Source organism: Methylobacillus draconifructus (genome assembly GCF_045984385.1).
Taxonomy (GTDB): Bacteria; Pseudomonadota; Gammaproteobacteria; order Burkholderiales; family Methylophilaceae; genus Methylobacillus; species Methylobacillus flagellatus_A.
In genome coordinates this window covers 107816-132626 of record NZ_JBJQIJ010000004.1, presented here as the reverse complement: position 1 = coordinate 132626, position 24811 = coordinate 107816, and the positions used below count along the sequence as shown (strand labels likewise).

The following is a 24811-nucleotide window of genomic DNA, read 5'->3' as shown; positions in this document are numbered from 1 at the left end:
GGTTCTCAGGGCTTTCTTTGCAGGGATTTGTTCAGCCAGGCTGAAAACGGCGTCGCCGCCTGGCTGGTTGCAGGGCCCGCCGGCGGAATTTCCTCTCCCGGCTCGAGATCAGCGAGGCTGGTGACTTGCCCGGGCGCGACTCCCAGCACCAGCCAGCGCCCAGCAACCTCGACCACCACCACGCGCTCGCGGCTGCCGACGCTCACGCCGCCGACGATGCGCACCACGGATTGCTGCTTGAGCCCTGGCGTCATGCGCTTCATCAGCCAGGCAATGCCTATCATCACACCCAGCACCAATGCCAGGCCCAATACCATGCGCAACAAGCTGCCGGTCGCGGAAACCTCTTCGGCGGCCGCCCATGTCACTGCCGGGCTGAGCAGCAAGCCCGACAAGGCCAGCCTGTATGCAGCCAGGCGTTCTGTATTCTTCATGGAAACCGGCTCTGTTACTTGTTAATTTTACGAATGCGCTCAGCGGGCGTGATGATGTCGGTCAGCCGGATACCGAACTTGTCGTTTACCACGACGACCTCGCCTTGGGCGATCAGGCAGCCGTTCACCAGCACGTCCATCGGTTCGCCTGCCAATCCGTCCAATTCGACAACCGAGCCTTGGGCGAGCTGCAGCAGGTTCTTGATCGCGATCTTGGTGCGGCCTAGCTCTACGGTGAGCTGTACCGGGATATCCAGGATGAAGTCGATATCATTCTGGGTTTCGTGCAGTTTGTTCTTGGCAGAAAACTCGGTGAACACCGGCGCCTGCTCCGCCTTGCCGCCCTGCAGCGCCGAGGCCTCGGCCTCTTCTGCCTGGCTTTGCTCCGCCATGGCGGCGCCCCAGTCGTCCATCAACTGCTCGTCATTGGGATCAATCGCCATCGGATACCTCTCCTTTTACATATTCACTGGAATTTGATCGCAGCAATTTCTCTACACGTAATGCATATTGACCATTAAAGACACCATACTTGCATTGCATGACCGGCACGTTGTCGACCTTGGCCTCGACCGCCTCGGAAATCGACAGCGGGATCACGTCGCCCACCTTCATGTTGAGGATGTCCCCCAACGTCATTTCCGCCTTCGCCAGGTCGGCGATGAGCATCACTTCCGCGCTCTGTATCTGCTGCGTCATGAGGCGCACCCAGCGCTTGTCCACGCCCAGCGCCTCGCCTTGCAGGGGTGAAGTGAGCACGTCGCGGATCGGCTCGATCATCGAATAGGGGAAGCAGAAATGGATCTCGCCGCTGACGGAACCCAGCTCGATATTGAAGGTGGTGGACACCACGACTTCGTTGGGCGTGGCGATATTGGCGAACTGGGTGTTCATCTCGGAACGGATATACTCGAAATCGAGCTTGTATACCGGCTCCCAGGACTTGGCATAAGTCTCGAACACGATCGCCAGCACGCGCTGGATGATGCGCTGTTCGGTCTGCGTGAAGTCCCGGCCCTCGACGCGCGTATGGAAGCGCCCGTCGCCGCCGAACAGGTTATCCACGATCAGGAACACCAGCGTCGGGTCGAACACCATCAGCGCCGTGCCGCGCAACGGCTTCATCTGCACCAGGTTGAGGTTGGTCGGGACCACCAGGTTGCGGATGAACTCGCTGTACTTGGAAATCTTGACCGGGCCTACCGACACCTCTGTGGTACGACGCAGGAAATTGAACAGGCCGATACGCAGCAAACGGGCAAACCGTTCATTGATGATTTCCAATGTCGGCATGCGCCCGCGGACAATGCGCTCCTGAGTGGCCAGATTGTAATTGCGCACCCCGGCCGGATCGACGGCAGGCGTGTCATCTTCCTGCTCGTTGGTTACCCCCCTGAGCAGGGCGTCGACTTCTTCCTGGGAGAGAAAATTATCCGCCATGGTCTGTGTGCTTAATGGATGATTACTGGATCACGAATGAAGTAAAGAACACATCATTCACCGCCTGCGGCTTGGCTCCCGGTGAAAACGGCTCCGAAAGCTGGGCGATGATTTCTTGGGCTAGGGTCTTCTTGCCCTCCATGCTCAGCAGCTCCGAAGACTTCTTGCCGCTCAACAGGATCAGGATACGGTTGCGCACGCTGGGCATGTGCATCTTGATGATATCGGCCTGGGCCTGGTCCCCCACCTGCACCGTCAGGTCCACTTGCAGATATTGGTCGTCGGGATCAGGCTGCAGGTTAACGGTGAATGTATCCAGGGTAACGAACACGGGCTCCTTCGTCACCACCTTTTCCTCCTTGGGCTTATCCTGGTGGTTGCCGGACTGTTGCTGGCTGAAATACCAGTAGGCGCCGCCTGCGCCGAGCGCCAGGATCAGCAAGCCCCCGACCAATGCCAGGATCAGGCCTTTTTTTGATTTTTTTGGCGGAGCCTCTTTCGCCGCCTCTTGTTTTGCCGCCTGTTGCGCCATCTGCAATCCTTCGCCGTTTACTATCCGTTAGGAAATATTATGAAAGAATTGCCAGAATAGCATGCGGGAAATAGAAGGAGGAAATCGCGCCAAATCCATGGATAGACGCTAGGCTGACAGCCAAGGGATTGTCTTCTCGAGCAGTGAGGTAGAGAACTAAACCGCTTTCCGGCTTTGTCATAGGCAGCACAGAGAGGCCAGAAGCACGTTGTCAGAGATGCTTAAAACTCAGCGAAGCGTTCCTGGCTAGGCGCTCTACTATAGACAATACAAGCAGTGGCAAGGCAGCGCAACGACGCCAGGAGAGTTTTGTTAGCTGTACTCTCAGGCAAAAGTATCGACCAAGCCCATCACCTTCGCGGCTTTGGTCAATACTTGGCTGGTTTCTTCGCCCTGGCTAGCGGGATTGCTACGGACCATGCCGGCCGCCTGTTGCTGGGCCTCCTGCTGTCCGGACCGCACATTGGCCTGCCCCAGCTGCAACCCGGATTCGCTCATCATCTGGCGCAGGTTGTCCATGCCGTCCTCCAGCGCCCGGCGCACGTCCGCCTGGTCGGAGAGGAAGGTGGTATCTGCCTGGTTGTTGTGCACATGGATCACCACCTGCAACGGCCCGAGATCCGGCGGATTCAACGTCAGGGAAGCTGTCTGCTCGCCACCGGCCGCCATCCACACCACTTTTTGCCCGATGGCCTGGTTCCAGCCGGGCTGTCCAAAAGGCGTAGGCACCTGGTTGCTGCGCACATCCATCGTCGCAGCTGCCTGCTGTGCTTGCTGCGCCTGCGGCAAGGACGCCGTCACGCCGGGCTGTGCCTGCTGCACCTGTTCCAGTGCATCAGCAAACGGTGCGGATTGTTCGTTACCGGCCACAGCCTTGGCTGTCGATGCAGCCGTTGCCTGCACGGCTGCCTTGTCCCATTCGGGCTCGACGTCATCCATCTTGTCCTTGCCAAGCCACTCCACAGGCTCACGCTTCACATCCAGCCTGTCAGGCAGTTCGGCAACCTCCACGATAGGCCGGCGTTGCACGTCGGGGGTGACCGCAGCCAGCGTCGGCTGCCCATCAATGGGCAAAGGCGCCTCTTCAGCGGCGGTCAATGTCGCATCCTTAGCCTGCAACACGTCTTCTCCGGTAACCTCCGGCACCACATCCTCGGGCGCAAGGCCTTGTCCAGCGATGAGTTCGGGCGCAACCAGTTCAGGATTCTCAAGGTTCACTGCTTGCTGCCCTTCGCTCCCCAGACTGAGCTGCAATTGCAGGCGCTGGCGCAGCAATGCCTGCTCCGCGCTGCCGGCCAGCCTGGCTTCGTTTTGCACCTGCTTGGCAAGCACATCCTTGAAGGCCGGTCCGTCATTGGCACCATTCGCCTGCTTTGCCGCCTTGGCAGCCGCAGCGCTGGCCGCGGTATTGTTGAGAATCGCCGCCTGATTGGGCACGGGAATATTCTGCATATTGAAGCTCCTGCTTATTGCCTTGTCTGGTTGCGGCTCACACGCGTTGCGTGTTCATCCATCATTTTCTGGTCCCGCTTGAGCTCGATCGCGTTCGCACGCTTGTCGGCACGGTCGATCAGCACGTCGTAGGACATTTTCTTCTTCTGGCATTCCTGCCATTCCTGCTTGCGCAGATGATGCACCTGGCGCAAGCGCTCCACATTCTCGGTCTGGCTGAAGATGGCTTGCGACAACTTGCCGAGAAAGCTCTGGTAGTTCTGGTAGATTTCCGCCGTCATGCCGTTCGTCATGGCATGGTCGCGCTGGCTGACATAATCGGCACGGTATTGCATCAGCAGGTTCAGGCTTTTTTCCGCCTCGGCCAACTGCCGGCTGGCCTCGCCCAGGCGGTCGGTTGCAACGTCCACATCCTTCTCCGCCAATCCCTGCAACGTATTCAATACCACCTTTTTCTGGCTAGACATGCCGTTTCCCCTCTGGCTTGTTCATTAATGCACTCCCGCTGTTCCCACCAGGCCGGCCAGCGCATCGACGCTGTCCTGCCAGCTGGCAGATTCTTTAATGTCCTGCTGCAGAAACGCCTCGATCGCCTCATGCCGCATGATGGCCTCGTCCAGCACCGGGTCGCTCCCGCTTTCATAAGCGCCGACATTGATCAAATCCTGGTTGCGGGTGTAGCGGGAATTTAGCTGCTTGAGCTTGCGTGCGTTTTTCTGGTGTTCCAGCGATGTGATGTTATGCATCGCGCGGCTGATCGACTGCTCTATATCGATGGCAGGGTAATGCCCGCTCTCGGCCAGGCTGCGGCTCAAGACAATGTGTCCATCGAGGATCGCACGCGCGGAATCGGCAATCGGGTCCTGCTGGTCGTCGCCCTCGGTCAGCACGGTATAAAACGCCGTGATCGAGCCCTCGCCTGGCCTGCCGTTGCCCGCACGCTCCACCAGCGCAGGCAGTTTGGCAAATACCGAAGGCGGATAACCCTTGGTTGCAGGCGGCTCGCCGATCGCCAGGGCGATCTCGCGCTGCGCCATCGCATAGCGCGTCAGGGAGTCCATGATCAGCAATACGTCTTTGCCCTGGTTGCGGAAATATTCGGCAATCGCCGTGGCGTAACTCGCGCCCTGCAATCTCATGAGCGCCGGTACATCCGCAGGCGCGGCTACCACCACGGAACGTGCCAGCCCTTCAGCGCCGAGAATCTGCTCGATGAATTCCTTCACCTCGCGGCCACGTTCGCCGATCAAGCCCACGACAATGACTTCCGCCGTCGTATACCGCGCCATCATGCCGAGCAGCACGCTCTTGCCCACGCCCGAACCCGCGAACAAACCCATGCGCTGACCGCGGCCGACGGTCAGCATGCTGTTGATGGCGCGCACCCCGACATCCAGCACGTCCTCGATCGGCGCACGCGACAAGGGATTGAGGGGGCGCGTGTTGAGCGGCACGCTGTTTTCACTATTGAGCGGCCCCAATTCGTCCAAGGGGCGTCCTGCAGCGTCGACAACGCGGCCAAGCAAGGCCTCGCCTACCGGCAGATGCCGCGCACGGTCAATCGCTCGGCGGCGCGGATGCTTGGCCTGGTTGGGCTTGGGCAATGCCTCTGCCACTTCTAGTGCAAAGACCTTGGCGCCCGGGGTCACGCCCTCGACGCCGCTCTGCGGCATCAGCAACATACGTCCGCCATCGAAGCCGACAACCTCGGCCTCGACACGGCGGCCTTCCGCAAGGGGTACATAACATGCGCTGCCGATCGGCAGCTTGATGCCGACCGCCTCCATCACCAGGCCCGTCAACTTGGTGATGCGGCCGGAGACTTCCAACGACTCGACGATCTCCAGTATCTCGCTGCAATCATTGAGATACTCCTTCCAGCCTTGCTGATGGGCCAGCGCGCTATTCATTCGGCTCTACCCAGTTGTTATGTTGCGCAAGAGCATCGCAGATGCGCTTCCAACGCGTGCCGTTGCTGGCGTCGATCTGGTTGTCGCCCGTTTCCACCATGCAACCGCCGCGCTCCAGGCTGCTGTCTTCATGGATATGCCAGTTGCTGTCGGCCATATCCTCTTGCAGGTATTTTTTCACGACCAGCGCATCGTCCGGATGCACGATCAGCCTTGCCGGTTTCTGCACTGTAGGCAAGTAATGAATAGACTCCTGCACGATAGGCAGAATCACGGTAGGATCCACCCTCAACCTGTCCTTGACCATCGCCTTGGCAATATCCAGCGCCAGGGCAAGCAGTTGTTCCGAAATCGCCTCATCGGCCGTCTTGAGCGCTTCTTCCATGCTGCCGAGGACGGCAAGCAGACGCTCGCGGTCCTGCTGCACCTGCGATGCGGCATCGGCAATGCCGGTATCAAAGCCCTGCTGCAAGCCGATTTTGTAGCCTTCGCGCCTTGCCTGTTCCAGCTCAGCCTCCAGGCGCGCGTTCTTCTCTTCCTCGCTTTCCTGGACAATTTGCGGTGCCACAGGCGCTGCAGCGATTGTTTTCTCCGATGCTTCCTCGGCAAAAGAAGCCATCTCCCAGCGCTGATACGCTGTTTGCTTCTCTTTGGGAATCACCACATTAGACATAAGCATCCTCACCCTTGCCGCCCAGTACGATCTGGCCTTCGTCGGCCAGCCTGCGGACTATCTGCAGTATCTGTTTCTGCTGGGTTTCCACCTCGGACAGCCTGACCGGGCCCTTGCTTTCAAGGTCTTCCTTCATCATTTCAGCGGCACGGCTGGACATATTGCGGAATATCTTGTCCCGCAATTCGTCGGTCGTGCCTTTCAATGCCACGATCAGTGTTTCGGACTGCACCTCGCGCAGCATGATCTGGATGCCCTTGTCGTCAATATCCATGATGTTATCGAACACGAACATTTCGTCCATGATCCGTTGCGCCATTTCACTATCGTAACTCTTGAACCCGTCCATCAGGTGGGTTTCATTTTCACTATTCATGTAGTTCATGATTTCGGCTGCTGCCTTTACGCCGCCGATCTGCTGCTTCTTGATGCTTTCATTCCCACTCAGCAGCTTGGTCAGCACATCGTTGAGCTCGCGCAGCGCCGTCGGCTTGATGCCGTCCAGGGTAGCAATGCGCAACATGGCATCCTGGCGCAGGCGCTCGGTGAAATAGCCGAGGATTTCCGCAGCCTGGTCCGGCTCCAAATGCACCAGAATCGTGGCAATGATCTGCGGATGCTCGTTCTTGATGAACTCGGCCACTGTCTGCGCATCCATCCATTTCAGGCTTTCGATGCCGCTGGAGTCACGCGTCTGCAGGATGCGGTTCAACAGGCCTGAAGCCTTGTCGTTGCCCAGCGCCTTGGTGAGCACCGAGCGGATGTATTCGTCGGAATCCAGGCCGATCTCCGTATTCTTTTCCGCCTCGTCCATGAAAGAGGCCAACACGGACTCCACCTGGTCGTGTCCGATCGACTTCATCGACGCCATGGCGGTGCCCAGCTTCTGCACTTCACGCGGGCCAAGGTATTTCATCACCTCGGCAGCCTCGTCCTCGCCGAGGGCGAGCATCAGTACCGCGCTTTTGACTACGCCATTCTCACTCATTGCCGTTCACCCAGTTCGTCACAATGCTGGCCACTACCTTGGGGTTTTCCTTTGCAAGCTTCCGCGCAGTTTCCAGGTTCTTTTTGTAGGTCCGCTCCGCCGGGCTCCTGGCTTCCTCTTCTTCCAGGCTTCCGGCCGCCATGCCGCCCTCGCCGTCGGACAGGCGGACGATTGCATCCTGATCCTCTTCATCCAGTTTGGCAAGCTCGTCCTTCTTTTCCTCCTCTGGCGAAAGCTTGCGCAGCAAAGGGCGCAGGAAGCGGCGGTACAGCATGTACAACACCAGCAGGACCAGGCCGTTCTTCAGCCACTCCTTGGCCATGTCGATATTTTCCGGATCCTTCCACAACGGCACTTCAGGGAAAACCTCGGCAATATCCGGCATGAAGGAGCTGTTGACCACGCTCAGCGAGTCGCCGCGCTCTTCATTGAAACCCATGGCCTGCTTGGCAAGGTCGCTGATCTGGGTCTTCTCGTCGTCGGTCAGCGGGCGCGTAGTCACCTTGCCTTGCGCATCCACCACCGACTTATGATTCACCACCACCGCCACGGTCAGGCGCTTGATGCCGCCCATTGGCTGCTGCTGGTAACGGACGGTCTTGTCCACTTCATAATTGGTCGTGGTATTGCGCTCCGAATTCATGATCGGGGTCGTCACCGTGGTGCCGGGCGGTGTCGTCGTCGTGGTCGTCACCACATTGGCATTGGTCGTGGTGGTGGGTTCGCTGCCGGGGGCGACAATCGGCGCAGTGGCTGGCGCCGGCGGCTGGTTGGTCAACGCGCCGGGCACGCCGCCCGTCCCTTGCCCAGGCAATGTCTGTGACTCATTGTTCTGGCTGCTGCGGATGGCTGCACTGTCTGGTGCCTGGTTGGGCTTGTAGATTTCGGCAGCTTGCTCCACCACGGAAAAATCCACTTCAGCGCTGGCTTCGGCATGGACGTTCTTGGCGCCGACCAGTGGCGCAATAATGGACTCGACCCGGCGCACAATGTTTTGCTGGAGCTCATCCACATACTTCAACTGGGTGGGGTCGAGCTGGTTATTTGCGCCGGCATCCTTGCCGTTGTCCGAGAGCAGGTTGCCGTTCTGGTCGACCACGGTCACGTTGGAGGTCGGCAACTCAGGGACACTGCTGGCCACCAAGTGCACAATAGCACTCACCTGGCGCTGGTCCAGGGCCCGGCCAGGATGCAGGTTCAGCATGACGGAAGCCGTCGGCTTCTGCTGGTCGCGCGTGAACACGGTAGGTTTCGGCATGGCCAGGTGGATGCGTGCCGCCTGCACCGCGCCGATCGACTGGATGGTGCGCTCAAGCTCGCCCTCCAGGCCGCGCTGGAAATTCACTTGCTCTACAAACTGGGAAACGCCGAACTTCTGGTTCTCCAGCAATTCAAAGCCGATATTGCCGCCCTTGGGCAATCCTTGGGACGCCAGCTTGAGCCTGATGTCATGCACATTGTTCGCGGGCACCAGGATGGCGCTGCCGCCTTCGGCGATCTTGTACGGTACGTTCATCTGCTCCAGCGCTGCGACAATCGCGCCTCCGTCCTTGTCAGAATAGCTGGAGAACAATACGCGGTATTCCGGCTTCTGGCTCCAGAGCCAGAACACCACCATCAAGGCGATCACGGCAGCGGCACCCAAGGCCAGCAGCAGCTTGTTCTCCAAGAGCGACTTGAAGTTGAACGAGCCAGGTGCTGGTGCTCCGGTGGTGGTGTCCGCGGCCAGGGCCGCTTCGTTGGCTGCTGCCATATTACTTCTCCCATGCGATGGCAAAAACTGGTCCTTTAGAGCCGTTCATAAACCTCAGCGTAGCGATTTCTGGCTAGGCGCTCTGCCGCAGACAGTACAAACTGGTACGGAAAGGCAGAGCAACAATGCCAGAAGAGGTTTGTGAACGGCTCTTATCACTGCGATGCCATTATCGCGATCAGCTTGCAAGTTTAATCAGGAAAATAAGCCAGGTTTTACCGCCCTATTCCCATCAAAGAAGCATTTTGGCGAGTGTTAAGCTGCTGCCATGTTGAAATAAGTCCGCAAGGATCGCAGCAACCAGGAGAATTCCATGAAAACTTCAGCGATAGACTCGGGCAGGATAGAAGCCATGCTTGCGCAGCTCAAGGCGGCTGCTCAGAAACCGAGTACGGAGACGTTGGTACAGGGCGTTACCGGTAGCGGCATTGCCCAGAAGCCGCAAGCGACCAACCGCGTTGATTTTGCGGAGGTGCTGAAATCCTCGATCAACCAGGTCAACCAGGCACAAGTAAAGGCGGAGGGTTTAGGCAAAAGCTTTGCGATGGGCGATGACAGGGTCAGCTTGTCTGACGTCATGATTGCCGGGCAAAAAGCCAACATCTCACTGCAAGCCACCATCCAGGTACGCAACCGGCTGGTATCCGCCTATCAGGACATCATGAACATGCAGGTGTAATAGCCTGTTCAATATCTTAACTCACCAGCTAATGCAGCCAGTTAGCTGATTTCAGATGGAATCAGGGGCTTCGGCGGCGATGCATCCTCGCCATGCTCCAGGCGATACAGCCAGGCCAGTATCTCTGCAATGGCCTGATACAAGGCTGGCGGGATATGGTCATCCAGGTCGACCTGCATCAGCAACGCCAGCAGCTCCCTGGATTCATGGACGAATACGTCATGCTCCTTGGCCTTGGCAATGATCTGCTCGGCAATGATGCCCTTGCCCTTGGCGACCATGCGCGGCGCGAAATCGCCGGATTCGTAAGCAAGCGCGATCGCCTGCTGTTGCAATACGGGATCACTCATCACGTACCACCGTCAAGGCATCCAATGCTTGCCCGTGACTGGTCAATGCTGTGGCCAGTGCCGGCAGTTCGGCCTTCAGGCGCTTGATGGCTGTCTGGTCCGCCGCGGCGATACGTACGCGCAAGTGCCCTGCATGCAAGGTAATGTTCGCAGCAATGGCGCCCAGGCTCGGCAGCTCCAACTGCATATTGCTTGATACCGGGCGGTTCTCGGGATCAGCGTTCGCCCCATGCTCGTCAGGGTTGACCGTCCCTTCATGCAGTTGCACTTGCCAATCCATTTTTTGTCCGGACCAGACTTCTCCCTGCCAATGAATGCGTTGGTTCTCCAGCACGGCGATCTGCTTGTTGATCATGGCTTCGGCGGCCACATGCGGCTGGTTCTGTGGCTCCTGCAACAGTTGAGCCAATGGCAGCTTGCCTGCGGTGAATTTTTCAAGGTGTGATTCGTAGAACAGGCCGGAGGTGGCCAATGCCCTTTGCATGTCCTGCGCCATCATACGCGGGTTTTGCGGCGCATGGGTCAGGACTTGCTGGCTGATCAAGGCCTTGGAAGTTTCACCGCTGGCCGCCTGTGCCAACTGCTGGCTCAGGATACGTGCCCCATTGCTGAGCGCAGCCGACACGCCGTGATCGGCTGCAGGCGTCGCCAGCGGCATTGCGGAGAGCAAGGTGCCTGGCAGTTTTGCAGTTTCGAGCTGGCCTGCCTGCTGACCCAGCAAGCGGAAAGTGGGAACGGGGCTGTCGCCAACGAAGCGCAGCAGCATCTGCTGGCCCACGGCAGCCTGCTGGCCAAGTTCCATCTTGAAGGTGTTGCCCTGCACGTTGACCTGGAAGACGCCTGGTTGCAGGCGGCTCATCACTTGGCCGAAGTAATTCTGACCCTTGGTCAGCTGGGCAATGCGGAAATTAAGGTCCTGGACATTGCTGGCAATCTCCTCGACCGCCTGCGCCGGAGCGACCCTGGCAAGCGGGGCGACAGCGGCGGCAGGGTCGGGAGATTGCTTGATAATCATCTGCCGGGCCGTATCAACTGCTTGTAGGTATCGAACATCTGCCGGTTGGCAGTGTTGTTGGTGAGGATATCGGAAAGACGCACCATCCACGGGTCGATGATGTTGCGGATTTCACGGTCGGAATCCAGGATGCGCTTGAGATGGGAAAACTTGATTTTCTGCTCAGGCTCGCGCAGTGGCTCGTCGCATGTATCCTCGTCGGCACGCTTGATACGTGCGGCGCACTCGGCCTCGAGCACAGCCAGCTTCTCCCAGTCATGCTGCTTGGCGGCCGCCAGCATTTGGTCGGTAATGTCCGCCACGGCCGCATATAAAGACAAGGTTTGCTGAGTGCTCATGAATATGCCTTTTCCAACTGGTGCTGGTTTTGTTGTTGAATGTCCTGACGCGGGGCCGCATCCGGCGATTGGCCCGCAAGAGCAGACCAAGCCTCGTTCAGCTCGTTGAGCAATCTTACCACCTCTTCCACTGCCGCAATATCGCTTTGGCTATTGGCAAGATACAGGCGCTTGCTCATATAGGCGTACAAGGAATCCAGACTGTTGGCGATCTCTCCGCCCGCCTTGCTGTCCAGGCTGGCACGCAAGCCGTTTTCTATGATCGAAATAGCCTTGGTCAGGTCGGCGCTCTTGCCCGCATAATCCTGCTCGCGGATATGCTTGATGGCAAGGTTGCACGCGGCAATGGCGCCTTCATACAACATGACGATCAAGCGGGTAGGGCTGGCAGCCACCACGCCAGTTTCCACCCCGACTTTTGCATAGGCATTGACACCTGCGTTGAACCCGAACATGAAAGCTCCTTAATTAACTGTTAGCACTAATCGCTGCTAGTTGCTGGGTGAGATAGGACTGGGTCGTCTGCATCTGGGTCATCAGCACGTCCAGCGCGACAAACTGAGCGCGATAGCGCGCCTCCACTGCCGTCAGCCTGACCTGTATCGCCTCTTCCTGCTTGGTCACGCGCTTGATGGAGTCCTGCAGGCCGTCGGTCCTGCTGGCCAGCAGGCCGGTATCGCTGACGAATCCTTTTACCAGCTCGTTCAGTTGCGCGGCATAGCCCAGGCTCAAGGAAATACTGCCCCTGTCACCTGTTGCCGTGCCGCGTACCGAGACCACCAGGCCCTCTGCCGGATTGCCGACGGCAGTGCTCGTCAACACTTGCCCCTTGCCCGTTGCTTCAGCCCCATTGATGGTGCCGGCGACATCCAACCCCTCGACGGAGACCGGATCGCTGCCAAACAGGCTGCTTGCCGCCGTGCCGCCGGTGATTTCCACAGTTGAGCCGGTGCCGTATTCCGGTGAAATAATTTTCAGCATCCCGCCTTCGACAGCCACCTCAGCAGAGGACTTGGCATTGGCAAGCTGTGTCCGCAGCTGTTGAGCAAGCTCGTCCACCGATGCATAGCTGCCGGCGGCAAGCGTCAGGTTGTAACTTGAACCGTTGATTTTGACCGCAAGCGTGTCGTTCACGCCGGCGATGATATTCAGGTCAGGCGCGGCGCTTCCGGTCAATGCGCCGCGTGTGGCGGCCTGCGTGATGTTGATAGCGTAATTGCCAGGCTGGGTCTTGCTTCCCTGAGTCACGAACCTTGTCTCGACATCCGAGGCACTCCCCACGGCGGCGAACAGCTTGGCGACGTCGTCCAAGTTAGTTTCGATGGCTTTTTCCAGCTTGCTGGAATCCAGGGCCAAGGAGCCATCGCGCTGTATCGCGACGCCGATCTGGCTGAGCGAACTGAAGTTATCCGTACCGCCCACGGACTTGGTGAGCGCCATCTTGATCTGGGAGGAAATTGAGCGCGCTGTCGCGTCCCCGAGCAATGCGCCGTTTTTTCTATCGGCGGCCGTCGTCGTGCTGTCGTCGAACTTGGTCAGGTTGCGCAGCGTGGTATTCACTGCATTGAAGGCATTGACAAAGGCGGTGACCGAATCCTTGATCGCGGTCACGTTCTTGGTTACGTTCAAGGAAACGGCCGTATCGGGGCTGGTCTTGAATAAATTCAGCGTAATGCCGCTCAAGACGCCGGTCACGACATTGCTGGCGCTTTCGACATCGATGCCGTCGATATTGAGCTTGGCGTTGCGTGCCTCCTGCAATTCAACCAGGTTCTTGCCGGCACCGGAAGCGGCCGCGGGATCGTAAGCAAGGCGGGACAGCCCGTCGCTGTCCGTATTGTCACCATCGGCATCGGCAATACTCACCTTGATGCTGTTGACCTCACCGGACTCCTTTGAAGTCAATACCAGGCGGCCACCGCCGCTCTGGCCGTCGTTGACAATGGTCGCCGTCACTCCCATGTCGCCTGCATTGATGGCATCCCGGATGCCCGCCAAGCTATTGTTGGAAGCGGAGATGGTCACACTTTTTGCTGCCTTGTCCGGATTGGCGGTAAAGGTGTTAGTTGCCTCGTCATATGTGCCCAGGGCGATCGTGATCGTGCCCGTGCCGACAGCGGCACTGGTGTTGGAAAAATTCGAAGTGGCAACTTTATGGGATTGCGCGAGTTGGCCGACCTTGATCGCATAATTACTGACGGTTGCACTGCCGCTGGAGGTTGCGGTAAACACCGCGCTGTCGCCCGAAGTGGCAGACTGCACATTGAACTTGCTGCTGGTGGAAAGGTTGGCTAACGCCGTCTGGAAACTGGAAAGCGAGCTTTGCAAGGTCGCATAGGCAGATATCTTCGATTGATAGGACGTCTTCTGCTGGCTCAGCAATGTCAAAGGCTTTTGCTCGACCGCCATCAAGCTGCTGACGATTGAATCGATATCAAAATTGGTACTGGCAGAAATCCCGCTAGTGCTTGCCATGACAATACCTCGCTTCCCTGAATACTTGAAATTAAAAGTCAGGCCGTCTGCCTGATGATCAACCCTTGGAGCTTGTCCAGAGTTTTTGAAATCGCCAATACTTCTTCATTCGGGATTTGTCGCAATACTTTTTGCGTCTCGGAATCCACCACCTTGACCACTACCCGGCCAGAATCGGCATCCGTGGAAAACTGGATCGACTGCATGATAGGCGAGATAAACTCGTTGATCTGTTCCACCGCGGACCGGACATCGGCATCACTTGCCACAGACGCCTGTTGCTCCGCTTCTTTTGATCCAGCACCCGGCAAAGGTACGGCAGGCCCCGCATTGCGTACTGTAGAAGCCAGGCTACCTGCCTGACTGTATGCTTCTATATTCGTGATCGCCATGTTGAGTTCCTCAAGCAAAACCCGCAGCTTCCTTATTCAAGAAGACTGCGGGACTTTCATACTAACCTGCCACCTGCTTAGCCACGTAACAGGGTCAGCACATTGTTAGGGACAGAGTTGGCTTGTGCCAGCATCGCAGTACCCGCCTGTTGCAGAATTTGCGCCCGGGTCAGGTTGGCCGTTTCCGCAGCGAAGTCAGCATCGAGGATACGGGACTTGGCAGCAGATTGGTTCTCGACCGACACTTGCAAGCTGCTGATCACGGACTCGAAGCGGTTTTGCACGGCACCCAAGGTGGCGCGGCTGGTGTTGACGGCATCCAGTGCATCGTCAATCGCATCAATCGCGGCAGTTGCGTTATCTGCAGAGGCGCCACTGATGGCTACGGTTCCGGTTGCAGCAGCTGCGGCTACGCCACTTGTCGATCCAGTTGCGGCGGAAGTCAGGTTGATCGCATCCACAGTGATGGTATCTTGGCTTGTAGTGCCCGCGCCTACTTGGAATGTCAGGCCACTGCTGCCAGTGAACAACGCCTTGTTATTGAACTTGGTGCCGGCAGTGATACGGGTGATTTCATCTTGCAATTGCTTGAATTCAGCTTGCAGGTTGTCGCGATCGCCTTCTTCATTGGTCGCATTGGCGGACTGCACAGCCAGTTCACGCATACGCTGCAAGGCGTCGGTAATCTTGCCCAGTGCGCCTTCAGCAGTTTGCGCCAGCGAAATCGCATCGTTGGCGTTACGAATTGCCACTGTCTGGCCGCGTACTTGCGCATCCATACGAGTTGCAATGGAAAGGCCGGCAGCGTCGTCCTTGGCGCTGTTGACGCGCAGGCCGGAAGACAAGCGTTGCAGGGATGAATTCAGACTGGATTGCGAAGTCGTCAGGTTACGTTGCGCATTCAGCGAAGCCAGGTTGGTGTTGATAACTGCAGCCATGTTGGTTCTCCTTCGATTTAGTTAATTTCCATCAAACACTTTGTTGCGTTTGGTATCGCTTTACAGCCTTGAATCACATCACTGTTAAGACTGTTATCGGTCGCTTCAGGAGAAAATTTAGGAGCTTTACTGCACTTGTTTTTCTCTCGAGCAGCATCTGATTGCAATGCCATGCCCCTGATGTCGGATTGATTAAAAAAATCTTTAGAGCCCTCTCTTTCCTGCAATGTCCATCAAATAAAAAATATATTAAATTCAGATAGTTAAATAAAAATATAAAAAAATTTTATTTTTAACCCTAAAGTTTTCAGGCAGTTAATCACGAACGTTTGCCTGAATAAAAAAAACTGCTGCTTGAGGCATGACGACATCTTACCGGGCGGCAAGACAAGGCAATTGGGATAACAGGCGGGGTAAAAAGCGCCAGATCTGCGCTTGAAACTAGGAGCAGCCAGCAAAACTCAGCGAAGCGATCCTGGCTAGGCGCTCTGCCGCAGGCAGTACAGTAAAACACAAGGCAGCAACGACGCAGGAGTGTTTTGTCAGCTGCTCTTAATCGATCAGGTCGTTCTTGATCGCGTAGTGCGTGAGCTCTGCGTTATGGCGCAGGTTCAGCTTCTCCAGCAGCCGTGCCCGGTACATGCTGACGGTCTTGACCGAAAGCGACAGATTGTCGGCAATTTCACTGACGGACAAACCCGACGCGATCATGGTCAGCGTCTGGAACTCACGGTTGGAGAGCGTATCGTGGATAGGTTTATCCAAGCCCCCGTCCACTTGGTCGGCCAGCGCCAATGCCACTTCCGCGCTGATGTATTTCTTGCCCTTGGCAACGGTGCGTATTGCCGTCACCAACTGGTCTGAAGCGCTTTGCTTGCTCAAGTACCCGGCAGCGCCTGCGCGCAGAGCCCGGATCGCATAAGCATCTTCCCGGTGCATGGACAGCATCAGGACGGCCACTCGGGAATATTCCTTCTTGATGATATTGCATGCCTCGATACCGCTTCGATCGGGCAGCGAGATATCCAGCACCAGCACGTCCACGCCCTTGGTACCTGCAAGCTTGATGGCTTCAGCCGCGTTCTTCGCATCGGCGACCACTTCTATATCCTCGGTTTCAGCAAGAATCTGCTTCAAGCCTTCACGCAGGATCGCGTGATCGTCAGCAATAATGACTTTGATAGTGGAAGTGGGCGACATGAGCAATGCTAATGATTAAAAGTAATTTTTATTATTCAACCGGCAGCCTCGATATTCACGGGTTGCAACGGCAAAGTAACGCTGACTATTGTACCTCCTTGCTTGCCGGCTTGCACCCTGCATTGTCCAGCTAGAGCCACAGCCCGTTCCGCCATGCCGCTGATACCGAATGCGTTGGCTTTCAGCCTGTCCACTGGCGCAATGCCAACGCCATCATCAATGACCTGCATCACGATTTCCTCAAGCGTAGCTTCCAGCGTCACCTCGACATGGTTGGCCTTCGCATATTTGGCGATATTGGACATGGCCTCCTGGCAAATCCTGAACAAGGTGATCGCATGGTCGGTAGAGACATCGACTTCCGCGTGATTGCAAACAAACTCGCATGGAATGCCGATTTTGTCCACGAACTGGATAGCCTGCCACTCCAAGGCAGCCACGATGCCCAACTCAAGGACATTGGGCCGCAAGTCGCTCGCAATCCGGTGCGTAGCTTCAAATGTATCGTCGACGATAGCCTCAAGCTGCTTGGCCTTGGCAAGCAAGGCCTCCTGCCCAGGCCCCAACCGCTTGATAATGGAAGAGAGCCCAAGCCGGATGGCCGTCAAATTTCCTCCTAGGTCGTCATGCACCTCCTGGGCGATTCTCAAGCGTTCCTTCTCCTTGATCTGGGCCATTTGGGCAGAAAGCCTTGCCAGCTTTTCATGCGATTGCCGAATCGCCTGCTGTTCGCGCCGGCTCTGCGTGATATTCGTCATGATGCCCTCCCACACCACGGTACCGTCAGGCATCTTGCGCGGGCTGGCACGCAGGTTGATCCACTTGGTATCCTGCCACGCCTGCATCCAGAAACGGCCGGTCCAGTTCAGCACACTCAAACTATGGGCAGACTGGCTGACATTCTTTTCATAAGCTCCGCGATCCTCTTCATCGATCAAAGAAAGAAAAATGTCAGGATTGGCAATCAGTACCTCGGCGTCTTCGCCCAGCAGCGGCTTGCAAGCATCGCTGAGATAAAGAAACCCCATGACGCCATCACGGCTCATATGGGCTTGGTATACCACTCCAGGCGCATTCGAAATCAGGGCACTCAAATTGGCGCCCTCGTTCAGCACGTGCAGGATGTGCCGGCTGAACGCCTGGCTGTCGCGCATCACCAACAACACCCGCCCGCTGCCTCGCCCCACCATGAGCAAGCGGAACTCGCCAAAATAACGGTTGATGGTATGCAACTCATGGCTGATATCCGCCATCGCCAGTTCCATCGGCACCGCATCCAGAAGCTCCCTGGCTTCTGGCTCCCTCAACGCCTGCAGCAAGTCGTCCAAGGGATGATCGGTAATCTGCGCTTCCGCGCCATCCACCAGCACCCCCACCAACTGCAAGCTATGCGGATCGATCGCATAGATATCGTCCAAGGAGCTCTGCGCAGCGGACTCAAGATACTTGCGGATTTCTGATAGCGGCGACACGGCAATACCTATTAAAAGTTTCAGGCAAGCCTACCAGAACAATTGATTAATTCAAGCTGCGCAAGGTTTCTCCCCTAACCCTGTCATCTATGCATGTGCATCTTCCAGGTTCATTAAAATAATATTCGTTATATATTTACAAATATATTGAATTAATATTTAATCCCGCCTTTGTTTCAACTACTTAGCATCGGGGAGATCAATGTCCAATTACCTAAAACCGCTCAAGCTGGCAGTGATTGCCGCGCTGGCAGCCAATACTCAAGTCGCTTTGGCGGAAGTTGCGCCTTATACCTTGGGTGAAATCAATGTCACAACTTTCAAAGAAGAAGCTGCCAGGCTGTCAAATGACACCATTACCCAGGATGACTTGCGACTGTTTAATCGTGAAACTGTAGGTTCTGCATTGAACATGCTTCCTGGCGTCAGTTTGACTGGCGTTCAACAAGCAGGTAACGGTGCCCAACGTAACGAACAAATGGTACAGATTCGCGGATTCAACCTGCGCCAGATTCCTATTTATATTGATGGCATCCCGGTATACGTCAGCTATGACGGCTATGTTGATTTGGGCCGTTTCACGACCTACGATCTATCCAAGATCCAGGTATCCAAGGGCTTTAGTTCGGTTCTGTATGGCGCCAACACGCTTGGCGGTGCAATCAATCTCATCAGCCGCAAGCCTGTAAAAGAATTCGAAGGTAGCGTGACTGCGGGCTTGAAGACTGATCGCGACTTCAAGTACAACGGTTACACAACCGATGCAAGCTTTGGCGGCAACCAAGGCACATGGTATTGGCAAGCCAATGCATCCTTGATCGATATCAACCGCTACCGCATGTCTAGCAACTTCACACCCAATCGCTTCGAAGATGGTGGAGTCAGAGATAACTCATACAGCCGCGATGGAAAAATCAACCTGAAATTTGGTATCACACCGCGTGAAGGTGATGAATACTCTATTAACTATATCAACCAGCAAGCAAGCAAGGGATCTCCCCCTTATGCTGGCAGCAGCACCCAAAATATGAACCGCTGGCAATGGCCACAGTGGGACAAGGAAAGCTTGTACTTCATTTCCAACACAAAGCTGGGGCAAGATAGCTATATCAAACTGCGTGCGTTTTACGATAAATTCGAAAACAGGCTGGAAAACTTTGGGACAGATGCAACTTATACGAACTTGGTTGCTGGCTTTCCGAGCTATTACAGTGACCATACTTATGGTAGCAGTGCAGAATTTGGTACCAAGCTGAGTGAAAACAATACACTTAAGGTTTCAGCCCATATCAAATATGATATCCATCGATCCAATGATTTTGGCAAACCCAAGGATCGCTATGAAGATCGCACAACTTCTATCGGTATCGAAGATACACATGCGTTCACCGACAAATTATCTTTGGTCACTGGCGTCAGCTACGACAAGCGTACCAATATGGATGCCTCAACCTTTACTTCCGCTGGTGTGCCTTTCGAATTTAATAAAGGTAGCGCACAAGCATGGAACCCACAGGCTGGTTTATTCTATCGTCCGACCGAAGACAGTGAAATCCATGCCACAGTTGCACGCAAGAGCCGTTTTGCCACATTGAAGGACAGGTTCTCCACCAGCTTTGGCACTACATTGCAGAATCCAAACCTCAAGAATGAATTTTCCACAAATTATGAAATCGGAGCTTCTGGATTTGTCGTACCGCAACTTCGCCTGCAAGGTGCAGTGTTTTACTACGATACCAAAGATATGATTCAGCAAATTTCAGGCTTAACTGGCTGCACCACTCCAGGTAGTCTAGGTTGCTTGCAACAGGCTAACGTTGGCAAAGTCGTCAGCACGGGTATTGAAGTTGGTGCAACCTATTATGCTAATGAAGACCTGGAATTAGGCTTCAGCTATAGCTACATTGACCGCGATAACAAAAATAACCAATACACCTTACTTGGTGTTCCTCATAACAAACTGTTTGCCTACGGACGTTGGCAGGCTACAAGCCAACTTGCCATTAGCGGTAATATTGATGCCAGTGACGGTACAACACTTTCCCGTCTAAATACCGGCAATAATGGTGTCTGGCAGCCCAGCAAAGGCTATGCTCTGCTCAACCTGAAAAGCACTTACCTGATCAACCAAGACTGGACCGCCGACTTAGGAGTGAACAACCTCTTGGACAAAAATTACGCCTATATGGAAGGTTTTTATCTGGAAGGCCGCAATCTGTTCCTGAATGTCACACGCAAGTTCTAAATCATCATTTAGATAGGAAATCCAATGGTCAGCGCTCTCACTATCAAGGCAGCATTGCGCTGGCCGACCCGAATTCTGATTGTCTGGCTGCTACTTGTCAGCCAGTTATCATGGGCCGAGACGGCCAAGGTGGTCGTCATGACCAGCTATCCGCAAGAAGTCGTTTCGCAGTTCGAAGCGGCTTTTGAAAAGCAGTATCCACAATACAAATTAGAAGTACTCTGGCGCCAATCGCGCGATGCAATGGCTTATTTCAAGGAATCCGGTCAAGCTGTCGATGTTTATTGGACGCCTGCCCAGCGCAATTTCGCCCAGCTGGAGAAAATGCAGGCGTTCCAGTCGTTGGATATCAACCTGGATGGACTGCCTGAAACCGTCAACGGCTTTCCCTTGCGCGAAGGCCATCATATCGCCACGGAGATTGCCGGATACGGCATCGTGAGCAACCCGCAGGCCCTGGCCGCCGCCGGACTGCCTGTTCCCCATGACTGGACAGACCTCGGCCAGCCGGGGTTCAAAGGCAAGGTAGCGCTGCCCATCCCCTCCAAGGTCGGCTATGCGCCGCCGCTCATTGATATCCTGCTGCAAGGTTACGGCTGGCAGGCGGGCTGGAACTTGTTGCAGGCCATTGCCGCCAATGCTGAGCTGGTGACTGCGGGCGCGACTTTCGTCACTGACGATGTTGCCAGCGGCCGCCTGTTCGCAGGGCTGACCATCGATTTCTTCACGGCATCCGCCATTGCCAACGGCGCGCCATTGCAGTTTGCATACCCTAAATTGACTGGTTACTCCCCTGCCCACGTCGCCATCATGAAGCGTGCAGCCAATCCCGAAGGCGCGAGGGCATTCAGCGCATTCGTGCTGTCCGAACAAGGGCAGCGGCTATTGTTCCACCCCGATATCCGCAAATTGCCGGTCAGGCCCTCGGTGTACGCAGACAAGCCTGCCGATTATTTCAACCCATTCGAGAACAATCCGGCCTTTGTGTACGACAACCTTCGCGGGCTGGCTCGCCAGGAGGCCACCAATGCGCTGTTCGATGCCATCATCACCCTCAATTTGGCGCCCCTGCAACAGGCAATCAGCGCCATCGAGAATGCAAGCGCCGAGCTGGGCGCCGATGCGCCGCAAGTGACCAAGGCCAGGGAGCTGCTGCAAAAGTTACCGATCGACGAAACCGCGGCAGAATCCCTGCAGGGCCCTCAGCAAGCGGACATCAGCCGGTGGCAGCAAGTCATGCACGAGCGCTACCAGGAAGCCGCCCGCATCGCGTCACAGCGGTAATCCTGGGGTTATGCGCAGCATCCTGTCCCTCGCTGTTTGCATTCTCACCCTGGCTCCCGCCGCTACCCACGGCGATGAACCGGCGCAGGTGCTGACCAGCCTTGCAAGCCGCGAAGCCTATAGCCAGCCTATCCGTCCGCTGTCCTCGCAAGAAAACCTGCAGTTCCAGCTAGGCCGAGGGCTGGTCCGGCAAAGCTGGATCATTTCCCCGGCGGAAGACCGCGATATTGCCGGGCTGGGGCCTTTGTACAACCGCAACTCCTGCATCGCTTGCCATGCCAAGAACGGGCGCGGCTTCGCGCCTGACGGCCCGGAAGAATCCATGCGCGCCATGCTGGTCCGCCTGAGCGTCCCCGGCAAGGCACCTGAAGGCGGCCCGCAGCCCCATCCATTATATGGCGACCAGTTGCAGGAATTCGGCGCGCCGGGCGTCGAGGCCGAAGGCCGCGCCCATGTGCGTTACGAGGAAAGCGAAATATCATTGAACGGCGGCGAGCGCGTACGCCTTCGCAAACCGACCATCACGTTCAGCAACCTGGCCTATGGCCCGCTGCCGGACGACCTGCAAACCTCGGCCCGCATCGCACCCGCCATCTATGGCATGGGCCTGCTCGAAGCCATTGCGGACAGCACCCTGCTGGCACTGGAATCGCAGCCCAAGTCGGGCAATATCAAGGGCAGGCTCAACCGCGTCTGGAACATGGAGCAGCAACGGCACGTGATCGGGCGCTTTGGCTGGAAGGCCAATGTGGCGACGCTGCGCGAGCAGACGGCGAGCGCCATGGCCGGCGATATGGGCTTGTCCTCCCACTTGTTTCCCCATGGCAATTGCGCCGAAGGCCAAACAGCCTGCCAGCAAGCCCCCGTATCGGGCACGCCAGAAATCACGGAAACCCAGCTCGAGCAAATGGAGTTCTACCAGTTGGCGCTTGCCGTGCCCTCGCCGCGCCGTCAGGACGACCCGAGGGTGCAACGGGGCGCTGCACTGTTCCGCCAGGCGCAATGCGCGGCCTGCCACCTGCCTGAAATCAGGACCGGCGAATTTCCCAGGCTGGCCGCCCTGGGCAACCAGGCCATCGCCCCTTATACCGATTTGCTGTTGCACGACATGGGGCCGGAACTGGCGGACCACCGTCCGGACTTTGCCGCCAGCGGTAGTGAATGGCGCACCCCGCCACTCTGGGGTATCGGCCTCGCAAAGCAGGTAGAGCCGAACGCAGGCTTCCTGCACGATGGCCGCGCCAGGACTATCCTAGAAGCCATCATGTGGCACGGCGGCGAGGCGCAGGAGTCCCGCAACATGGTGCAGCAGATGTCTCCGCAGGACCGGCAATTGCTGCTGGATTTTGTCGAATCACTTTAAGAGCCGCGAACAAAACCCAGCGAAGCGATTCTGGCTAGGCGCTCTGCTGCAGACAGTACAACTAGTACGGCAAGGCAGAGCAACAACGCCAGAAGGGTTTTGTTAGCGGCTCTAAGCCTCGGTAATCTTGCGGCGAAAAGGCTATGATATGCCTGTCGATTACCTCCCTTGCCATGCATTTACACCATGATCGCCATTCTTGAAGCCAAGCGCGCCGGCCTGCTCTCCCGCCGGTATTGGTCCCGCAACATCATGTCGGGGCTGATCGTCGGGGTCGTCGCCCTCCCGCTCGCCATGGCGTTTGCGATCGCCTCCGGCGCCAAGCCCGAGCAAGGCTTGTACACAGCGATTGTCGCCGGCACGCTCGCCTCCCTGTTCGGCGGCAGCCGCCTGCAGATTACCGGGCCGACAGGGGCGTTCATCGTCATCCTGTCCGGCATTACGGCAAAATACGGCATTGCAGGCCTGCAGATCGCCACCCTGATGGCAGGCATCATGCTGCTCGTCATGGGGCTGACGCGCATGGGCAGCGTGATCCGCTATATCCCGGAACCGGTGATCATCGGCTTTACCAGCGGGATCGCCGTCATCATCTTCGTCGGGCAATGGCAGGACTTCTTCGGCCTCACGCCTCAGGCCTCGCACCATTTCCACGAGAAACTCTGGCACCTGTTGGAAGCCCTGCCGCAGCTGCAATGGCGGACCGCATTGCTTGGCGCGTTCACGCTGGCAGTGCTGCTCCTGTCCAACCGCTACCTGAAAAAAATCCCCGGCCCCCTGGTCGCGATCGTGGCAGCCACTATCGTGCAGTCTGTCTTTCAACCTGAACAGGTCGCCACCATAGGCAGCGCGTTCGGCGGCATCCCGCAGGCATTGCCGCATTTTGCGCTGCCCGAGGGCATCAGCCCCGCCGTCATGATAGAGCTGATCGGCCCGGCCTTCACCATTGCGCTGCTGGGCGCCATCGAGTCGTTGCTCTCGGCCGTCGTTGCCGACAATATGGCGGGCACGCGCCACCAGTCCAACCAGGAACTGATCGGGCAAGGTATTGCCAACATCGTCTCGCCATTGTTCGGCGGGTTTGCCGCCACCGGCGCGCTGGCGCGCACCGCGACCAATATCCGCAACGGGGCCAACAGCCCGTTATCCGGCATCGTGCACGCGGTCACCCTGGTGTTGATCGTGGTCCTGCTGGCGCCATTGGCCGTGAATATCCCGCTGGCGGCGCTCGCGGCCATCCTGTTCGTGGTGGCCTACAACATGAGCGAGGCGCATCGCTTCCTGCACATGGCGAGGACAGCACCGCGCGCAGATGTGGCGGTGCTGCTGATCACCTTCCTGCTCACCGTGTTCAGCGACCTGGTAATTGCCGTCAATATCGGCGTCGTGCTTGCCGCATTATTGTTCATGAAGCGCATGGCGGACACGGTGAACGTGACGCAACTGAGCGATGACGACCTGCAGCAGGAATACGGCCAGCGCGAATGGCGCCTACCATCCAGCACGCTGGTCTATCGCCTGGAAGGGCCGTTCTTCTTCGGCGCAGCCGAGCACTTGCAGCACCGACTGCAAACCCTGCGCGAGGATACCGACACCATTGTACTGAGGATGTCGCGCGTGCCTATCATGGACGCCACCGGCATGCAGGCATTGTGGAACCTGCTGGACACTTGCAGACAACACAATATCCGGCTGGTGATCGCCGAGGCCAGGCCCAATATCCTGGAAAAACTGCGCCGCGCCGGGCTCACCAGCCAGATCGGCGAGCATAATGTGCTGCCGCACCTGCACTTGCTGTGGCCGGAAACTCCTTCCCCCGCCTCTCTCCATTGAATGGCGTTGCACACTTTTCCGTACGACCCGATTGAGCACGCGTTA

General features: G+C 56.9%; 24 protein-coding genes. 5 read left to right on the top strand and 19 right to left on the bottom strand.

All coding sequences use genetic code 11. From position 1 onward, the window contains the following. Window positions 1-5: 5 nt before the first annotated feature. From fliO to fliF, 10 genes are all read right to left on the bottom strand, one after another. Window positions 6-434 (bottom strand): flagellar biosynthetic protein FliO, encoded by a 429-nt coding sequence (gene fliO / locus ACKF11_RS09650; RefSeq protein ID WP_407996892.1) that lies wholly within the window; start codon window positions 432-434, stop codon window positions 6-8. A 14-nt stretch (window positions 435-448) separates the two neighbouring features. After that, window positions 449-877, bottom strand: a complete 429-nt coding sequence (gene fliN / locus ACKF11_RS09645; RefSeq protein ID WP_309566556.1) for a flagellar motor switch protein FliN — start codon at window positions 875-877, stop codon at window positions 449-451. After that, a complete protein-coding gene (gene fliM / locus ACKF11_RS09640) occupies window positions 867-1874 on the bottom strand; it encodes a flagellar motor switch protein FliM (protein ID WP_407993875.1) in 1008 nt (335 codons plus the stop codon). The genes fliN and fliM overlap by 11 nt, the downstream gene beginning before the upstream one ends. Before the next feature lie 22 nt (window positions 1875-1896). Beyond that, window positions 1897-2406 (bottom strand): flagellar basal body-associated protein FliL, encoded by a 510-nt coding sequence (gene fliL, locus ACKF11_RS09635; protein WP_407996891.1) that lies wholly within the window; start codon window positions 2404-2406, stop codon window positions 1897-1899. A gap of 324 nt (window positions 2407-2730) precedes the next feature. Then, window positions 2731-3858 (bottom strand): flagellar hook-length control protein FliK, encoded by a 1128-nt coding sequence (locus ACKF11_RS09630; RefSeq protein ID WP_407996890.1) that lies wholly within the window; start codon window positions 3856-3858, stop codon window positions 2731-2733. A 14-nt stretch (window positions 3859-3872) separates the two neighbouring features. Beyond that, the gene (gene fliJ, locus ACKF11_RS09625; RefSeq protein WP_407996889.1) at window positions 3873-4325 is read right to left on the bottom strand and encodes a flagellar export protein FliJ; all 453 of its coding nucleotides are present in this window, start codon (window positions 4323-4325) and stop codon (window positions 3873-3875) included. Window positions 4326-4349: 24 nt separating this feature from the next. Then, on the bottom strand, window positions 4350-5768 hold the full coding sequence (gene fliI, locus ACKF11_RS09620; RefSeq protein WP_407996888.1) for a flagellar protein export ATPase FliI: 1419 nt from the start codon (window positions 5766-5768) through the stop codon (window positions 4350-4352). Continuing rightward, complete coding sequence (locus ACKF11_RS09615; RefSeq protein WP_407993880.1) at window positions 5761-6441, bottom strand: flagellar assembly protein FliH; 681 nt, start codon at window positions 6439-6441, stop codon at window positions 5761-5763. The genes fliI and ACKF11_RS09615 overlap by 8 nt, the downstream gene beginning before the upstream one ends. Further along, window positions 6434-7429: a flagellar motor switch protein FliG gene (gene fliG, locus ACKF11_RS09610; protein WP_309566564.1), complete on the bottom strand. Its 996-nt coding sequence runs from the start codon at window positions 7427-7429 to the stop codon at window positions 6434-6436. The genes ACKF11_RS09615 and fliG overlap by 8 nt, the downstream gene beginning before the upstream one ends. Continuing rightward, entirely contained in the window at window positions 7422-9182 is a 1761-nt protein-coding gene (gene fliF, locus ACKF11_RS09605) for a flagellar basal-body MS-ring/collar protein FliF (RefSeq protein WP_309566565.1), read from the bottom strand. Before fliF ends, fliG begins: the two co-directional genes overlap by 8 nt. 313 nt (window positions 9183-9495) lie before the next feature. On the opposite strand from fliF, the gene fliE reads away from it, so the two are divergent. After that, the gene (gene fliE / locus ACKF11_RS09600; RefSeq protein ID WP_407996887.1) at window positions 9496-9861 is read left to right on the top strand and encodes a flagellar hook-basal body complex protein FliE; all 366 of its coding nucleotides are present in this window, start codon (window positions 9496-9498) and stop codon (window positions 9859-9861) included. Window positions 9862-9902: 41 nt separating this feature from the next. Here the strand turns inward: fliE and ACKF11_RS09595 are convergent, their stop codons facing one another. The 9 genes from ACKF11_RS09595 to ACKF11_RS09555 all read right to left on the bottom strand — a co-directional run bounded on the left by ACKF11_RS09595 (window position 9903) and on the right by ACKF11_RS09555 (window position 18041). Beyond that, window positions 9903-10211 (bottom strand): EscU/YscU/HrcU family type III secretion system export apparatus switch protein, encoded by a 309-nt coding sequence (locus tag ACKF11_RS09595; protein WP_407996886.1) that lies wholly within the window; start codon window positions 10209-10211, stop codon window positions 9903-9905. Beyond that, window positions 10204-11226, bottom strand: coding sequence for a flagellar hook-length control protein FliK (fliK, locus tag ACKF11_RS09590; protein ID WP_407996885.1), 1023 nt, complete (start codon window positions 11224-11226; stop codon window positions 10204-10206). The genes ACKF11_RS09595 and fliK overlap by 8 nt, the downstream gene beginning before the upstream one ends. Continuing rightward, entirely contained in the window at window positions 11223-11564 is a 342-nt protein-coding gene (locus tag ACKF11_RS09585) for a flagellar protein FliT (protein ID WP_407996884.1), read from the bottom strand. Before ACKF11_RS09585 ends, fliK begins: the two co-directional genes overlap by 4 nt. After that, on the bottom strand, window positions 11561-12019 hold the full coding sequence (gene fliS, locus ACKF11_RS09580) for a flagellar export chaperone FliS (protein ID WP_407993885.1): 459 nt from the start codon (window positions 12017-12019) through the stop codon (window positions 11561-11563). Before fliS ends, ACKF11_RS09585 begins: the two co-directional genes overlap by 4 nt. A gap of 13 nt (window positions 12020-12032) precedes the next feature. Next, window positions 12033-14039 (bottom strand): flagellar filament capping protein FliD, encoded by a 2007-nt coding sequence (gene fliD, locus ACKF11_RS09575; RefSeq protein WP_407996883.1) that lies wholly within the window; start codon window positions 14037-14039, stop codon window positions 12033-12035. Window positions 14040-14077: 38 nt separating this feature from the next. Beyond that, a complete protein-coding gene (locus tag ACKF11_RS09570) occupies window positions 14078-14431 on the bottom strand; it encodes a flagellar protein FlaG (protein WP_407996882.1) in 354 nt (117 codons plus the stop codon). 77 nt (window positions 14432-14508) lie between these two features. After that, window positions 14509-15369, bottom strand: a complete 861-nt coding sequence (locus tag ACKF11_RS09565; RefSeq protein WP_407996881.1) for a flagellin domain-containing protein — start codon at window positions 15367-15369, stop codon at window positions 14509-14511. 552 nt (window positions 15370-15921) lie between these two features. Beyond that, window positions 15922-16569 carry a response regulator gene (locus ACKF11_RS09560; protein ID WP_309566574.1) on the bottom strand — a complete coding sequence of 216 codons (648 nt, stop codon included), beginning with the start codon at window positions 16567-16569 and terminating at the stop codon, window positions 15922-15924. A 35-nt stretch (window positions 16570-16604) separates the two neighbouring features. Next, entirely contained in the window at window positions 16605-18041 is a 1437-nt protein-coding gene (locus ACKF11_RS09555) for a sensor histidine kinase (protein ID WP_407996880.1), read from the bottom strand. Window positions 18042-18243: 202 nt separating this feature from the next. Here ACKF11_RS09555 and ACKF11_RS09550 point away from each other — a divergent pair, with 202 nt between their 5' ends. The 4 genes from ACKF11_RS09550 to ACKF11_RS09535 all read left to right on the top strand — a co-directional run bounded on the left by ACKF11_RS09550 (window position 18244) and on the right by ACKF11_RS09535 (window position 24766). Further along, complete coding sequence (locus ACKF11_RS09550; protein WP_407996879.1) at window positions 18244-20286, top strand: TonB-dependent receptor plug domain-containing protein; 2043 nt, start codon at window positions 18244-18246, stop codon at window positions 20284-20286. Window positions 20287-20310: 24 nt separating this feature from the next. Further along, window positions 20311-21570 (top strand): ABC transporter substrate-binding protein, encoded by a 1260-nt coding sequence (locus ACKF11_RS09545; protein ID WP_407996878.1) that lies wholly within the window; start codon window positions 20311-20313, stop codon window positions 21568-21570. A gap of 10 nt (window positions 21571-21580) precedes the next feature. Continuing rightward, window positions 21581-22933: a di-heme oxidoreductase family protein gene (locus tag ACKF11_RS09540; RefSeq protein ID WP_407996877.1), complete on the top strand. Its 1353-nt coding sequence runs from the start codon at window positions 21581-21583 to the stop codon at window positions 22931-22933. A gap of 186 nt (window positions 22934-23119) precedes the next feature. Next, on the top strand, window positions 23120-24766 hold the full coding sequence (locus ACKF11_RS09535) for a SulP family inorganic anion transporter (RefSeq protein ID WP_407996876.1): 1647 nt from the start codon (window positions 23120-23122) through the stop codon (window positions 24764-24766). The last annotated feature ends 45 nt before the right edge of the window (window positions 24767-24811 follow it).